The organism is Nocardioides sp. (assembly GCF_041600255.1).
In the GTDB taxonomy this organism is placed as follows: domain Bacteria; phylum Actinomycetota; class Actinomycetes; order Propionibacteriales; family Nocardioidaceae; genus Nocardioides.
This window is the reverse complement of the sequence record NZ_JBFIKK010000011.1, coordinates 25,050-40,026: the sequence shown is the minus strand read 5'-3', so window position 1 is coordinate 40,026 and position 14,977 is coordinate 25,050. Positions and strand designations below refer to the sequence as shown.

Annotated in this window: 13 protein-coding genes; 8 read left to right on the top strand and 5 right to left on the bottom strand. The window is 71.2% G+C overall.

Annotation, left to right across the window (positions count from 1 at the left end):
• Positions 1–108 precede the first annotated feature (108 nt).
• From rbfA to ABZE72_RS02645, 4 genes are read left to right on the top strand one after another with little or no spacing between them, the layout of a single operon-like run.
• The gene (gene rbfA, locus ABZE72_RS02660; protein WP_372727470.1) at positions 109–609 is read left to right on the top strand and encodes a 30S ribosome-binding factor RbfA; all 501 of its coding nucleotides are present in this window, start codon (positions 109–111) and stop codon (positions 607–609) included.
• Positions 606–1,478, top strand: coding sequence for a tRNA pseudouridine(55) synthase TruB (gene truB, locus ABZE72_RS02655; protein ID WP_372727469.1), 873 nt, complete (start codon positions 606–608; stop codon positions 1,476–1,478). Before rbfA ends, truB begins: the two co-directional genes overlap by 4 nt.
• Before the next feature lie 51 nt (positions 1,479–1,529).
• Complete coding sequence (locus ABZE72_RS02650; RefSeq protein ID WP_372727468.1) at positions 1,530–2,468, top strand: bifunctional riboflavin kinase/FAD synthetase; 939 nt, start codon at positions 1,530–1,532, stop codon at positions 2,466–2,468.
• A complete protein-coding gene (locus ABZE72_RS02645; protein ID WP_372727467.1) occupies positions 2,465–3,484 on the top strand; it encodes a hypothetical protein in 1,020 nt (339 codons plus the stop codon). The genes ABZE72_RS02650 and ABZE72_RS02645 overlap by 4 nt, the downstream gene beginning before the upstream one ends.
• 67 nt (positions 3,485–3,551) lie before the next feature.
• On the opposite strand, the gene ABZE72_RS02640 is transcribed toward ABZE72_RS02645, so the two are convergent.
• Genes ABZE72_RS02640 through ABZE72_RS02625 form a run of 4 tightly spaced genes read right to left on the bottom strand, consistent with a single transcriptional unit; the run spans position 3,552 to position 7,595 of the window.
• Positions 3,552–3,809, bottom strand: coding sequence for an HPr family phosphocarrier protein (locus tag ABZE72_RS02640; RefSeq protein WP_372727466.1), 258 nt, complete (start codon positions 3,807–3,809; stop codon positions 3,552–3,554).
• Between the two features lie 27 nt (positions 3,810–3,836).
• Complete coding sequence (locus tag ABZE72_RS02635) at positions 3,837–5,897, bottom strand: fructose-specific PTS transporter subunit EIIC (protein ID WP_372727465.1); 2,061 nt, start codon at positions 5,895–5,897, stop codon at positions 3,837–3,839.
• The gene (locus ABZE72_RS02630; RefSeq protein ID WP_372727464.1) at positions 5,890–6,858 is read right to left on the bottom strand and encodes a 1-phosphofructokinase family hexose kinase; all 969 of its coding nucleotides are present in this window, start codon (positions 6,856–6,858) and stop codon (positions 5,890–5,892) included. Before ABZE72_RS02630 ends, ABZE72_RS02635 begins: the two co-directional genes overlap by 8 nt.
• The gene (locus ABZE72_RS02625; RefSeq protein WP_372727463.1) at positions 6,855–7,595 is read right to left on the bottom strand and encodes a DeoR/GlpR family DNA-binding transcription regulator; all 741 of its coding nucleotides are present in this window, start codon (positions 7,593–7,595) and stop codon (positions 6,855–6,857) included. The genes ABZE72_RS02630 and ABZE72_RS02625 overlap by 4 nt, the downstream gene beginning before the upstream one ends.
• A 130-nt stretch (positions 7,596–7,725) precedes the next feature.
• On the opposite strand from ABZE72_RS02625, the gene ptsP reads away from it, so the two are divergent.
• Positions 7,726–9,432, top strand: coding sequence for a phosphoenolpyruvate--protein phosphotransferase (gene ptsP / locus ABZE72_RS02620; RefSeq protein ID WP_372727462.1), 1,707 nt, complete (start codon positions 7,726–7,728; stop codon positions 9,430–9,432).
• A gap of 16 nt (positions 9,433–9,448) precedes the next feature.
• Here the strand turns inward: ptsP and ABZE72_RS02615 are convergent, their stop codons facing one another.
• The gene (locus tag ABZE72_RS02615) at positions 9,449–11,566 is read right to left on the bottom strand and encodes a molybdopterin-dependent oxidoreductase (protein WP_372727461.1); all 2,118 of its coding nucleotides are present in this window, start codon (positions 11,564–11,566) and stop codon (positions 9,449–9,451) included.
• An 86-nt stretch (positions 11,567–11,652) separates the two neighbouring features.
• Here ABZE72_RS02615 and ABZE72_RS02610 point away from each other — a divergent pair, with 86 nt between their 5' ends.
• The 3 genes from ABZE72_RS02610 to ABZE72_RS02600 all read left to right on the top strand — a co-directional run bounded on the left by ABZE72_RS02610 (position 11,653) and on the right by ABZE72_RS02600 (position 14,920).
• Positions 11,653–11,898 carry a DUF6458 family protein gene (locus ABZE72_RS02610; protein WP_372727460.1) on the top strand — a complete coding sequence of 82 codons (246 nt, stop codon included), beginning with the start codon at positions 11,653–11,655 and terminating at the stop codon, positions 11,896–11,898.
• A 208-nt stretch (positions 11,899–12,106) separates the two neighbouring features.
• Entirely contained in the window at positions 12,107–12,382 is a 276-nt protein-coding gene (rpsO, locus tag ABZE72_RS02605; RefSeq protein WP_372727459.1) for a 30S ribosomal protein S15, read from the top strand.
• Positions 12,383–12,706: 324 nt separating this feature from the next.
• The gene (locus tag ABZE72_RS02600) at positions 12,707–14,920 is read left to right on the top strand and encodes a polyribonucleotide nucleotidyltransferase (protein WP_372727471.1); all 2,214 of its coding nucleotides are present in this window, start codon (positions 12,707–12,709) and stop codon (positions 14,918–14,920) included.
• Positions 14,921–14,977: the final 57 nt, after the last annotated feature.

Sequence of the window (14,977 nt, the reverse complement as noted above, 5' to 3'; positions counted from 1 at the left end):
GGGATCGCCCCCGGGGCGCCCGCGACTGTTTCACCGGATGCCCGTTCGGGGCATCCGTCCGGCACCACCGTCGGGTCTCTCAGCACGTGATTGATCAGGAGTGAGTTCATGGCCAGCCCCCGCGTCCGCAAGATCGCCGACCGCATCCACGTGATCGTGGCCGAGATGCTGGAGCGGCGGATCAAGGACCCGCGCCTCGGCTTCGTCACCATCACCGACGTACGCCTGACCGGCGACAGCCAGCAGGCGACGATCTTCTACACCGTCCTCGGCGACGAGACCGACATGACGGCCAGTGCCGCCGCGCTCGAGTCGGCCAAGGGCGTGCTGCGCGCCGAGGTCGGCAAGCAGCTCGGCATGCGCCTGGTGCCCAGCCTGACGTTCGTGCACGACGCGCTGCCGGAGTCGGCCCGCGCCATGGACGAGATCCTGGCCAAGGCTCGCGAGGCCGACGCCGCCGTGGCCGCTGCCCGCGAGGGTGCCCGGCACGCCGGTGAGAGCGACCCGTACCGCAAGCCCCGCGAGGACGACGACCTCGCCGACGAGTCGCTCGACGCCTCGTCGGACACCTCGGCGGACGTGACCGACGAGGACGACACCGACCGGTGAGTGTCGACGGGGCGGCCGGGATCGTCGTCGTCGACAAGCCGGCCGGGATCACCTCGCACACCGTGGTCTCCCGGGTCCGGCGCCTGGCCGGGACCCGCAAGGTCGGCCACGCCGGCACCCTGGACCCGATGGCCACCGGAGTACTCGTGGTGGGCGTCAATCGGGCGACCCGCCTGCTGGGCCACCTGATGCTCACCGAGAAGGGGTACGAGGCCACGATCCGTCTCGGTGTCGCGACCACCACCGACGACGCCGAGGGAGAGATCACCGAGGTCGTCTCCGCGGCGGACGTCGAGGAGAGCGCCGTTCGCGATCTGCTCGCGCAGTCGGTGGGGGAGATCGACCAGGTGCCGACCGCCGTCTCCGCGATCAAGGTCGACGGCAAGCGTGCCTACCAGCGGGTGCGCGACGGTGAGGAGGTCGAGCTCAAGGCTCGGCGGGTCACCATCCACGCCCTGGACGTGCTGGACGTCCGACGTGACGCCGACACCGTGGACGTCGACATCGCGGTGCGGTGCTCCAGCGGTACCTACATCCGCGCCATCGCCCGCGACCTGGGCGCCGGCCTCGGCGTCGGCGGACATCTGACCGCCCTGCGCCGGACGGCGGTGGGCCCGTTCGACCTGGCCGCGGCGCGCACCCTCGACGAGCTCGGGGAGCACTTCGAGATGGTGCCGGTGGCCGACGTCGCCCGGAGCGTCTTCGCCAGCCTCGACCTCGACCAGACCCAGGCCGACGACGTACGTGTCGGACGCGCCCTCGACGTCCGGCTGGCCGAGCTGACGGCTCTCTTCGCACCCGACGGCGAGTTCCTCGCGCTCTACGAGCAGCGCGGCGACGTGGCGAAGGCTGTCGCGGTCTTCGTGTGAGGGGTTCCCTCCCCGCGGGTGGGCGTCGGGGCGAACGCTAGTCTTCTCGCCGTGCGAATCTGGCGATCGATGGACGAGGTCCCGCCCGGGCTCGGCCGGACCGCGGTCGTGATCGGGAACTTCGACGGCGTCCACCTCGGCCACGCCCACGTCCTGCGGCGTGCGCGCGCGGTGGCCGACGAGCGAGAGCTGACGCTCGTCGCGGTCACCTTCGACCCGCACCCGATGGCCGTGCTCCGACCCGAGCACGCCCCCACCTCCTTGACCTCCATCGACACCCGGTCCGAACTGCTCGCCGAGCGGGGCGCTGACGCGGTCCTGGCGCTGCCGTTCGACCGCGACGTGGCCGGCTGGTCGCCCGAAGAGTTCATCGACCGGGTGCTCGTCGAGCCGCTGCACGCCGCGGCCGTGGTGGTGGGCGCGAACTTCCGGTTCGGCAACCGGGCGGCAGGCGACGTGGCCACGTTGATCAGCGCGGGGGAGAGCCGGGACTTCACGGCCGAGGGCGTGGCCCTCGACGGCGGGCCGCAGGTCTGGTCCTCGACATACGTGCGCACCTGCCTGGCCGCCGGCGACGTCACCGGCGCCGCGGAGGCCCTGGGCCGTCCGTACGCCGTGCGCGGAACCGTCGTACGCGGGGACCAGCGGGGCCGCGAGCTCGGGTACCCCACCGCCAACGTCCCGACCTCTCCCCAGAGCGCCGCCCCCGCGGACGGCGTGTACGCCGGGTGGCTGAGGCGGCTCGACACCGGGGAGTGCTTCCCGGCGGCGATCAGCGTGGGCACCAACCCGACGTTCGACGGCGTCCGCGAGCGTCGGGTGGAGAGCTACGTGCTGGACCGCACCGACCTGGACCTGTACGGCGTGGAGGTCGAGGTCTCCTTCGTCGACCGACTGCGACCGATGACCGCGTTCGACTCCGTCGAGGCGCTGGTGGCCCAGATGGACGACGACGTCAGCCGCGCCCGCGCGATCCTGTCGCCGTCGTGACCCCCGACCCGAAGCCCGTCGAGATGCCCGAGGTGGGGCCCGACCCGCTGGCGGCGGCCGAGACCTGGTTCCTGGCCCACGGGCTGTCCTACTTCGTCCCCGAGCAGCGGGCCTCGGCCCGTGCCGCGCTGCGGCCTCGCAGGGTTCTGCCGCTGGTCCTCGGTGTCGTGCTGGTCGCCTCCGGGGCGGGCGGCGTGCTCGGATGGCTCTCCGACCAGGCCAGTGTGGCGCCGGCCGTCCTGGTCTCGGTCGGCCTGACCGCGGCCGCCTGGTACGCGCTGACGGCGCTGAACGCCGCTCCGATCGTGCGCTGGGCACTCGCCAAGACGTTCGGCAGCCTGCGCACCGTGCTGTCGATGAGCACCCGGGCGTTGCCGATGCTGCTGATCTTCATCACGTTCCTCTTCATCAACACCGAGGTCTGGCAGGTGGGGTCGAACCTCGGCGTCGGTGTGCTCTGGTTGACCGTGCTGCTCTTCACGGTGCTCGCCCTGGGCTTCCTGCTGGTCCGGCTTCCCGAGGAGGTGGACCGCACCGACGACGACGTGGACGACGCCTTCCTGCTCCGCGCCTGCCGCGGTACGCCGCTAGAGGCGAGCTGCCGGGCCCTGGTGGCGGACCCGGACGCCGACCCGGCGGACCATGCCGAGGTGCAGGGGTTCGAGCGATGGAACCTGATCGTGGTGCTGATGGTCGTCCAGATCGTCCAGGTGCTGCTGCTGGCCCTGTCGGTCTTCGCCTTCCTGGTGGTCTTCGGGTCGCTGGTGATGACCGAGCCGGTGATGGAGTCGTGGCTGCCCGAGGGCACCCACGGGTTCGCCTGGTCCGGGGGGCTGACCCGCGAGCTGCTCCAGGTCTCCACGTTCCTGGCGGCCTTCTCCGGGCTCTACCTGACGGTCTCCACGGTCACCGACGAGAGCTACCGGGCGCAGTTCTTCTCCGGGGTGATCCGGGAGCTGGAGCGCGCCGTGGGGATGCGCGCGGTCTACCTGGCGGTTCGGTCCGAACGGCGCTGACCCGCCCCCGGGCTCGGGGACGGGCCAGTACCTCCGAGGCGTCGGGCTCGGCTGGTGCGTGCAGCGCTCAGGCGTCGAGGTCCTGTTCGACCAGCGCGGCGATCGCGTCGACCGCCGCCTGGTCCTCGCCACTGACCTCGACGGTGACCCCCTTGCCGGCGCCGAGGGTCATGATCATCAACGCGGAGCTCGCGTCGACCGGGTCGCCCCCGTCCACCGTGAGGAAGACGTCGGAGTCGAACTCGGCGGCGGCCTCGGAGATGATCGCGGCGGGGCGGGCGTGCAGGCCGACGGCTGAGCCGACGACGGCAGACTTGCTGGACATGGTGCTCCTTCGGGTGGTGGTGGTGGATCAGACGACGGGTGCGATGTCGGCATCGCTGGTGCCGATGGACTTCAGGACGATCACCGCGGCGGCCCCGGCGAGCACACCAGCAGCCAGCGCGATCAGGTATCCGCCCACGTTGCCGACGGCGAAGAGGACGAAGATGCCGCCGTGCGGGGCACGGACGCTGACGTCGAGCGCCTGGGAGAGCCCGCCGGTGACAGCACTGCCGAACATGATGGCCGGGATGACGCGCAGCGGGTCCGCAGCGGCGAACGGGATCGCGCCCTCGGTGATGAAGGAGGCCCCCAGCAGCCAGCCAGCCTTGCCGTTCTCCTGCTCGGCGGCGTTGAACAGGCCCGGACGCAGCACCGTGGCGAGTGCCAGGGCGATCGGCGGCACCATGCCGGCGAGCATGACGGCCGCCATGATCTTCAGCTCCGGCGAGTCCGAGGCGAGGGCGGCACCGCCCACGCCGGCAGCCGCGAAGCTGTAGGCGACCTTGTTCAGCGGGCCCCCCATGTCGAAGGCCATCATCAGGCCGAGGATCACGCCGAGCAGGATGGCGCTGCTGCCGCTCATCGAGCTCAGCCCGTCCGTCAGTTGCGTCATCAGCCAGCTGATCGGCTTGCCGAGGACCATGATCATCAGCAGCCCGGCCACGATGGAGGTGACCAGGGGGATCACCAGCACCGGCATCAGGCCGCGCGCCCAGGATGGGACCGAGCGCTGGGCGAGCCAGTGTGCGATCAGACCGGCGAGGACGCCGCCCACGATGGCACCGAGGAAGCCGGTGGCCGGGAGGGCGGCTCCGTCGGGAGCGACGACGCCGAACGTGTTCGCGGCCAGACCACCCATCACGAACCCGGGGGCGATGCCCGGCCGGTCGGCGATGGCGTAGGCGATGTACCCCGCCAGCGCCGGGATGAAGAAGGCGAAAGCGGTCTTGCCGATGATGAAGAACAGGGCGCCGATGTAGGCCAGCAGGCCCGACCCGAAGAGCGCGTGCTCGAGACCCAGGGCCTCGGCGTCCGGCAGGTCGAACAGGGTGTTGTTGACGGCGATGTCGCCGTACGGCCCGACGATCTCGTAGCCACCCAGCAGGAAGCTCAGCGCGATCAGCAGCCCGCCGGCCGCGACGAACGGGATCATGTACGAGACACCGGTCATCAGGACCCGGCGGGTACGGCCGCCCCAGGTCTCGCCGGCTCCGCCGGTGCCTTCACCGGCCGTGAGGCTGCCCTCGACACGAGGGGCGTTCGGGTCCGTGGCGTACCGCAGAGCTTCGGCGATCATGGCGTCGCCCTCGTCGATCGGCCGCTTGACGCCCGACGAGACGACGGGCTTGCCGGCGAAGCGGCCGCGGTCGCGAACACCGACGTCGACGGCGAAGATCACCGCGTCGGCGTTCGCGATCACCTCCGGCGAGAGCGGGTGCGAACCCGCCGAGCCCTGGGTCTCGACCGCGATCGTGACGCCGGCGCGCTCGGCGGCGGCCTCGAGTGCCTCGGCTGCCATGTAGGTGTGCGCGATGCCCGTCGGGCAGGCGGTCACCGCCACCAGGCTGTGCGGCTGCTCCGGGCTCGCGGCTGCCGGTGCGGGGGCTGCCGGCGCGGGGGCGGCCGGAGCGGGGGCGCTCACCCCGACCACCTCGGTCACCAGGGCCACGACCTCCTCGGCGTTCTCGGCGGTTCGCAGCGCGTTCGTGAACGACGGTTTCACCAGGGCGCGGGCCAGCTTGGTGAGCAGGGTGAGGTGGTCGGTGTCCCCGCCGGCGGGAGCCGCGATCAGGAAGACCAGCTCGGCAGGTCCGTCCTTGGCGCCGAAGTCGACCGGCGGGGAGAGCCGGGCGAAGGCGAGCGTCGGCACCTGCACCCCGGTGGTGCGGCAGTGCGGGATCCCGATGCCTCCGGGCAGACCGGTGGCCGACGTCGCTTCGCGAGCCAGTGCGTCCTCGACAAGCTGGTCGACGTCCGCGGCGCGTCCGGTGGCGCCGACCAGGTCGGCCAGCGCACGGATCGTCGCGGTCTTGTCCGGGCCGAGGTCGCGGTCGATGACCACGAGCTCGGGGGTGATGAGGTCAGACATGGCCACCTTCTTCGATGAGGTCGAGCGAATGGGTCGTGACCAGCTCCGGATGGACCTGGCCGGGCAGTGGAATCGTGGTGCCGGGCAGACCGGCTGCTGCGCTGCCGTAGGCGACGGCGAGCGCGAGGCGCTGCGGTGGGGGCAGGTGCTGCAGGTCCCCGAGCAGGTAGCCGAAGAGGCTGGAGTCGCCGGCCCCCACGGTGCTGACCACCGTCGTCGGGGGAGGGGCGGCGTGCCAGGCGCCCCGCTCGGTCACCAGGACCGCTCCGTGCGGCCCCAGCGTGGCCAGGACCGTCTCCACGCCGCGCTCCACCAGTACGCGCGCGGCCGCCGCCGCGGCGGAGGGGTCGGCCTCGAGCAGGTCGGCGTCCCCACCGGTGAACGACGCGAGTTCCTCGCCGTTCGGCTTCATCAGGTGGGGCGCACTGGCCGGGAGTCCGTCCACCAACGCGCGCAAGGGCTCCTCGCTGGTGTCCACCGCGATCCGAGCACCGGCGGCCCGGAGCTCGGCGACCACCTCGGCGTACCACCCGGGCGGCGCGCCGGGAGGGAGTGAGCCCGCCAGCACGATCCAGTCGGCCGAGCTCGCTCGACGGCACAAGGCATCGGTGAGGGAGCGCAGGACGGCGTCCGTCACCGGCGCACCGGGGCTGTTGAGCTTGGTGGTGGTGCCGTCGGGCTCGGTGAGGGTCAGGTTGACCCGCAGGTCGCCGTCGTGGGGGACCGGGCGGGCGTCGATGCCGGCGGCGAGCAGCTCGAGGACGAAGGGGTCGTCCTCCTGGGCGGGGAGCACCGCGATCGAGGGGATCCCGGCGGCGACCGAGGCACGGGAGATGTTGATGCCCTTGCCGCCCGCCTGGGAGGTGACTGAGACGGTGCGTTGCACCGCCCCGCGCTCGAGGGGTCCGCTGAGCGCCACGGTCCGGTCATGGCTGGGGTTCGGGGTCAGGGTGACGATCATGCGACCACCACCTCGATCCCGGCCTCGGTGAGCATTCGTCGCTGGTCCTCGGAGATCGAGGAGTCGGTGATCAGGACGTCGATCTCGGCGAGGGAGGCGAAACGCCGCGAGGACTCCACCCCGATCTTGCTCGCGTCGACCAGTGCGATCACCCGGTGGGCGCTGGCGACCATGGCCCGCTTGGTGGCCGCCTCCTGCTCGTCGGGGGTGGACAGCCCGTGTGCCTCGGTCAGGCCGTTGGCGCCCACGAACGCCACGTCCACCCGGAGATGGTCGAGCGCCGCCACCGTGTCCGCGCCGACGGCCGCCTGGGTGGTCGGCCGGACCCGACCAGGAAGCAGGTGCAGTTCGATCTGCGCGCTGCCGGCCAGGCGCGCCGCGACCGGTACCGCGTGGGTGATCACGGTCAACCGCCGGTCACGGGGCAGGAGAGCAGCCAGCTTGGCCGTGGTGGAGCCGGCGTCCATGAGGATGGCCGAGCCCGGGCCGGGCAGGAGATCGACTGCGGCGAGGGCGATGCGCTGCTTCTCCTCGGTCCGGGCCGAGTCACGCTCGACCAGACCGGACTCCATCATGGCCAGCGCGTTGGCGGGCACGGCGCCACCGTGCACGCGCTTGACCAGCCCCATTCGCTCCAAGGTGGACAGGTCGCGGCGGACGGTCTCGGTCGTCACGTCGTACTGGGCGGCGAGATCGGCCACCGAGAGTCGCCCTCGCTCCAGGATCAGTTGAGCCATCGCCTGTTGGCGTTCCTCGGCGTACATTGCGTGTGGGCTCCTCGGGAAGAGTCAGACTTGAATCTGTATATGTGTTGTTTTACGCCCGAATCTGTTGACTGTCAAGGGCTGGGCGAGGTTTACTGTGGTCATGGTCACTTTCTCCGGAACCCGCCCCGACGCTTCGTCCCATCGGCTGCTGCGCGGCACCCCCGTGGTTCCCGGCGTGGCGTTCGCTCCCGTGCTGCACGCTCGTACGGAGGTGTCCGCCGATGCCGTGACCGCGTACGGCGACGGCGGTTTCGCCGACGAGGCGGAGGCGCTCGAGGCCTACGACCAGGCGGTCGGGACGGTCGCATCCGGCTTCGAGGCCAAGGCCGAGCGGGCCTCCGGAGCGATCGCCGAGGTGCTCACCGCCAGTGCAGGACTCACCCGGGACAAGGGGTTGCGCTCCGCCGTTCGCAAGCAGTTGCGAGCGGGCGACGCCCTGCTCGCCTCCGTGCACGGTGCCGTGGAGCAGTTCGCGACGATCTTCACCGGCATGGGCGGGCTGATGGCCGAGCGGGTCGCCGACCTGTACGACATCGAGCGTCGACTCGTGGCCCGACTGGTGGGGGAGCCGGAGCCGGGGGTGCCCACGCCCGAACACCCTTCGGTCCTGGTGGCCGAGGACCTCGCTCCGGCCGACACGGCCGGACTCGACCCCACGCTCGTGCGGGCCCTGGTGACGGAGCGGGGCGGACCCACCAGCCACACCGCGATCATCGCCCGGCAGCTCGGCATCCCCTGCGTGGTCGGGGTCGCTGGCGCGCAGGCGGTCGCCTCGGGGACGGCCGTGCTCGTCGACGGGGTGGCCGGCACCATCGAGACCGACCCCGACGCCACCGTGGCCGAGGAGCGCGTCGCCGACGACCACGAGCTGCGTGCACGACTGGCCACGTGGTCCGGTCCCGGTGCGACCGCCGACGGTACGCCGGTCAAGGTGCTCGCCAACGTCGCCGACGGAGACTCCGCGGTCTCGGCTGCCGAGGCGCCGATCGACGGGGTGGGGCTGTTCCGCACCGAGCTCTGCTTCCTGAACCGCACCGAGGAGCCCTCCGTCGAGGAGCAGGCAGCGATCTACGCCGACGTGCTGCGTCCCTTCGCCGGGCGGGGGTACGTCGTCGTGCGCACCCTCGACGCCGGCTCCGACAAGCCGGTGGCCTTCGCGACCCTCGAGGGGGAGGAGAACCCGGCGCTGGGGGTGCGCGGCCTCCGGCTCTCGTTCAGCAACCCCGGGCTGATGGAACGCCAGCTCGATGCCATCGCGCTGGCCGCTCGCGAGGTGGGCACCGAGACCTGGGTGATGGCGCCGATGGTCGCCACCGTCGCCGAGGCGGCCTCCTTCGCCGACCAGGTGCGCGCTCGCGGGCTCAAGGCCGGGGTGATGGTCGAGGTGCCGAGTGCGGCGTTGCTGGCCCACCGGATGCTCGAGGTCGTCGACTTCCTCTCCATCGGCACCAACGACCTCACCCAGTACACGATGGCCGCCGACCGGATGGCCACCGATCTGGCGCACCTGACCGACCCCTGGCAGCCCGCGGTGCTGCAGTTGGTCGCGATCACCGCCGAGGCCGGACGTCAGGCCGGGAAGCCGGTCGGGGTGTGCGGGGAAGCGGCGGCCGACCCGTTGCTCGCCTGCGCCCTGGTGGGGATGGGCATCACGTCGCTGTCGATGGCCTCCGCGGCCGTACGGGCCGTTGGAGCGCAGCTGGCGACGGTCGGGATGGACGCCTGCGAGGAGGCGGCCGAAGCCGCCCTCGCCGCCTCCGACCCGATGTCGGCTCGTGAGGACGTGTTCCGCGTCCTGCACGGCTGATCGGTGGCCGGGAGCCTCAGGCCGGGGCCACCGTCACCGGCACGCCGCTGAGGGCCGCGTTGCCCGAGACGTCGGTCAGCTCGGGGTCGGTCAGGTCGTTGATCGACACCCCGACCACCTGGACGGCGTTCGTGAGTCGGGTGTCGGCCACCTGGTGGCCGTAGCCGTGCGGCAGGCTGACCACGCCGCGCATCATGTCCTCGCTGGCCTGGACCTCGACCCGGACCGAGTTCACCCGTGAGGTGACCAGCGTCAGCTGCCCGTCCCGGAGGCCGTGCGCCGCCAGGTCCTCGGGGTGCATCAGCAGCTGGTGGCGGGCCTTGCCCCGGGTCAGGCGCTCGGTGTTGTGCATCCACGAGTTGCAGTCGCGCTGGTGTCGCCGCCCGATCAGCAGGAGCTCGTCGGGGCCGGCCGGTTCGGTGGCGGCGAGCCGCTCGAGGTCGGCGAGGACGAGCGCGGGGGCGGCGTCGACGCGCCGGCTGCGGTGCGGGATCCGCTCCGGGAGCTGACCGCCGCGCAGGGGGCCGAGGTCGACGCCCTCGGGGTTCCGGCGCAGCTGGCGCAGCGTGACGCCGGACTTCCCGCGGCGCAGCAGCAGTCCGACCAGGAGGGTGGGGCTGACCCCCAGGCGCAGACGCTGCTCGAGCCGCTTGCGAAGCCTCGGCTTCGTCCGCAACCGCTGCTGGGTCCGGCGCGCGAGCTCGCGGTAGATCTTCCAGTCCGGCATCGTGCCGGCCTCCGGCTCGATCACGGCCGGGGTGAAGCGTGCGGTGTTGCGTACGGCGAGCAGGTGGAAGACCAGGTCGTAGTGGTCGCGCTCCAGCGCGGTGGTCGGCGGCAGGATCACGTCGGCGTGCCGGGTGGTCTCGTTGATGTAGATGTCGACCGCGGCCATGAAGTCGAGCCCCTGCACGGCCCGGTCCAGGCCGGCGCCGTCGGGGGTGGAGAGCACCGGGTTGCCCGACAGGGTGAGCAGGGCGCGGATCTGGCCGTCCCCGGGGGTCTCGATCTCCTCGCGCATCGCCGCCACGGGCAGCTCGCCGGCGAACTCGGGCAGGCCGCGAACCCGGCTGCGCCACGCGTCGTAGTGGCCCGGGCCGATCAGCCCGGCGCCTACCGCGTCGATCGCGGGCGAGGTGAACAGGGCGCCGCCCTCGCGGTCGAGGTTGCCGGTCAGCAGGTTGAGCAACTGGACCGCCCACTGGCAGACGCTGCCGAAGGCGTGGGTGGAGACGCCGACCCGGCCGTAGGCCACCGCGCCGTCCGCGGCCGCGAACTCCCGCACGATCCGCCGGATCTCGGCGGCCGGCACGCCACTGAGGGCCTCGGCGCGCTCGGGGGTGAAGTCGGCGACCGCCCGCTCGACCTCCGCGACGCCGTCGACGTACGACGCCGTCCGGGCCAGGCCGTCGGCGAACAGCACCTGCACCATCGCCAGCAGCACGAAGGCGTCGGTCCCCGGGCGGACGAAGTGGTGCTCGGTGGCGACCTTGGCGGTCTCGGTGCGCCGCGGGTCGAAGACCACCATCCGACCCTCGCGGGCCTTCAGCTCGCGCAGCCGGCCGGGGAAGTCGGGCACCGTCATCAGGGAGCCGTTCGAGGCCATCGGGTTGGCGCCGAAGACCAGGAAGTACGACGTCCGGTCGATGTCGGGCACCGGCACGAAGAGCTGGTGGCCGTACATCAGGTGGGCGATCAGCTGGTGGGGGAGCTGGTCGACCGAGGTCGCGCTGAACGTGTTGCGGCTCCGGAAGGTCTTCACCATCGCCGTCCCGTGGGTCAGCGACCCCAGGCTGTGCACGTTGGGATTGCCCAGGTAGATGCCCAGGGCGTCACGGCCGTGGGCGTTGATCGCGGCCGCCAGCCCGTCGGCGGCCAGGTCCAGGGCCTCGTCCCAACCGATCTCCTGCCACCCGTCGGCCGTACGACGCACCGGTCGCCTCAGCCGGTCGGGGTCGGCGTGGATGTCCCCGATGGAGACGCCCTTGGGGCAGATGTGTCCTCGGGAGAGGGGGTCGTCAGGGTTCCCGCGGACGCCGGTGACGGCGCCGTCCGCCACGGTGATCCGCAGGCCGCAGATGGCCTCGCACAGGTTGCAGACGCCGACCTTGGTGGTGCTGGTGAGGGAGGTCACCCCACGCATAGTGCCAGTTCCGTTGGGTACAAGGACCTGTGGCTCGCCCCCCGGAGGGGGCGACACGATCGAAGGGAAGAAGACGTATGGGTTACGGACTTGGAGTCTTTCTGCTGGCGCTGGGCCTGATCCTGGCGCTGGCAGTGACCGACGCGATCAACGGCGTCGACCTCACCATGATCGGCTGGATCCTCACCGTGGCCGGTCTGCTCGTCATCGTCCTGACCGCGGTGCAGCTCAACCGGGGCCGCCGCAGCACGACCGAGACCGTCCACCGCGACGGTTCGCGCTCGGTCCAGGAGCACCGCGACGACGCGCCCCCGGCCGTCTGAGCGACCGCACAACTGGCTCGAACCCGCCGCCGGCGGCACCCGAGGGTGCTGCCGGCGGCATTCGTGCGTTTTGGGGCGACCCGTGGCCCGCTGCTAGTCTTGCCCGGTTGCCCACAGGGGCGACATCGCCGTCCAACGGCCGCGGATCCAGAGTGCCCGGGTGAACAGGCCCCGGCGCGCCGCGCAACGAACCGGAAGGAAGCCCCGTATGTCGATCGGTACTGACGCGGAGACCAAGAAGAAGATCATTGCCGAGTACGCCACCGGCGAGGGCGACACCGGTTCGCCCGAGGTCCAGGTGGCCCTGCTCAGCTTCCGCATCGCTCACCTCACCGAGCACCTCAAGACCCACAAGCACGACCACCACAGCCGTCGTGGTCTGCTCCTCCTCGTCGGCCAGCGCCGTCGTCTGCTGAACTACCTGCAGAAGACCGAGATCGACCGCTACCGGTCGATCGTCGAGCGCCTCGGCCTGCGTCGCTGATCCCAGCCCCTCGCGGGCACGATGGGGCGGAGCGGCTGCCCTCACCGGGTGGCCGCTCCGCTGCATTTCGGTCCGATCCGGCTAGGCTCGGACCCGTAGCACCAGCACCACACGCACAACCGCACCACCACGACAACCAGGAGCGACCGCTGCATCGGCCCGGTCCTCGGTAGTGGCTCTCAGACCTCACGCCGGACTCCGGCCCGGAGGCGCTGCGGGCCTCGATCGAAGACCGGCCCCGCGCGGGGAACGCCCTCGCGCGGATCGCTCCGCGAATCCAGAAGGAATTGAACTTCTTTGACTCAGACCAATGATGGGGGACCCATCATCTCCGCCGTCGAAACTGTCCTCGACAACGGCAAGTTCGGCACCCGTACCGTCAAGTTCGAGACCGGGCTCCTCGCCCGCCAGGCCGCCGGTTCGGTGACCGCCTACCTCGACGACGAGACCATGCTCCTGTCGGCCACCACGGCCGGGAAGCACCCCAAGGACCACTTCGACTTCTTCCCCTTGACGATCGACGTCGAGGAGCGGATGTACGCCGCCGGCCAGATCCCCGGCTCGTTCTTCCGCAGCGAGGGTCGTCCCGGCGAGGACGCCATCCTCACCTGTCGCCTGATCGACCGCCCGCTGCGCCCGACCTTCAAGAAGGGTCTGCGCAACGAGGTCCAGGTCGTCATCACGGTGATGGCGCTCGACCCCGACCACCCCTACGACGTCCTCGCGATCAACGCGGCGTCGCTGTCGACCCAGCTCTCCGGCCTGCCTTTCTCCGGCCCCGTGGGCGGCGTCCGCGTCGCCCTCATCGAGGGCCAGTGGGTCGCGTTCCCGACCCACAGCCAGCTCGAGAACGCCGTCTTCGACATGGTCGTCGCCGGTCGGGTCACCGACTCCGGCGACGTCGCGATCATGATGGTCGAGGCCGAGGCCACCGAGCAGACCTGGACCCTGGTCCAGTCGGGTGTCCAGGCCCCCACCGAGGAGGTCGTCGCCAGCGGTCTCGACGCGGCCAAGCCCTTCATCAAGCAGCTGTGCGAGGCCCAGGCCGAGCTGGCCAAGGAAGCCGCCAAGCCGGTCCAGGACTTCCCGATCTTCCTCGACTACGAGGACGACGTGTACGACGCCGTCGAGGCCGCTGCCAAGGACGAGACCGCTGCGGCGATGACCATCGGCGACAAGCAGGAGCGCGAGCTCAAGGTCGACGAGATCAAGGCCGGCCTGCTCGAGAAGCTCGGTGAGCAGTTCGAGGGTCGCGAGAAGGAGATCGGCGCGGCGTTCCGCTCGCTGAACAAGCAGCTCGTCCGTGAGCGCGTCCTGCGCGACAAGGTGCGCATCGACGGTCGCGGCCTCGCCGACATCCGTCCGCTGCACTCCGAGGTCGGCGTGATCCCGCGGGTCCACGGCTCGGCGCTGTTCGAGCGCGGCGAGACCCAGATCCTGGGTGTCACCACGCTGAACATGCTGACCCTGGAGCAGAAGCTCGACACGCTCTCCCCGGAGAAGACGCGTCGCTACATGCACAAGTACGTCTTCCCGCCCTTCTCCACCGGTGAGACCGGTCGGGTCGGGTCGCCGAAGCGTCGCGAGGTCGGTCACGGCGCGCTGGCCCGCCGGGCGCTGCTGCCCGTGCTGCCCACGCGTGAGGAGTTCCCCTACGCGATCCGCCAGCTCTCCGAGGCGATGGGCTCCAACGGCTCGACGTCGATGGGCTCGGTCTGTGCCGCGACGCTGTCGCTGCTCCAGGCCGGCGTCCCGCTGCGCGCCTCGGTCGCCGGTATCGCCATGGGTCTGATCACCGGTGAGATCGACGGCAAGATGGAGTACGTCGCGCTGACCGACATCCTCGGCGCCGAGGACGCGTTCGGCGACATGGACTTCAAGGTCGCCGGTACGCGGGAGTTCGTGACCGCGCTGCAGCTCGACACCAAGCTCGACGGCATTCCCGCCGAGGTCCTCGGTGCCGCCCTGAAGCAGGCCAAGGACGCTCGCCTCGCGATCCTCGACGTGATGGCCGAGGCCATCGACGCGCCCGAGGAGATGTCGGTGCACGCGCCGCGCATCATCACGGTCCGCATCCCCGTCGACAAGATCGGCGAGGTCATCGGGCCGAAGGGCAAGGTCATCAACCAGATCCAGGACGACACGGGTGCCTCCCTGTCGATCGAGGACGACGGCACCATCTACATCGGTGCCACCAACGGCGAGGCGGCCGAGGCCGCCCGTCAGGCGGTCAACGCGATCGCCAACCCGACGATGCCCGAGATCGGTGAGCGCTACCTGGGCACGGTCGTGAAGACGACCAACTTCGGTGCGTTCATCTCGCTGCTCCCCGGCAAGGACGGCCTGCTGCACATCAGCAAGCTGCGTGACCTGGCCGGCGGCAAGCGTGTCGACGCCGTCGAGGACGTCCTCTCCGTCGGTCAGAAGATCCAGGTGCAGATCGCCGAGATCGACGACCGCGGCAAGCTCTCGCTGATCCCCGTCGTCGAGGACGCTGCCGCGTCCGACGAGGGTGCCGAGCCCGCCGAGGCCGAGTGATCACTGCGTGACGCAGAGCAACGCGACGACGGTCGGCCAGCGGGGTTCCGCGGGCCG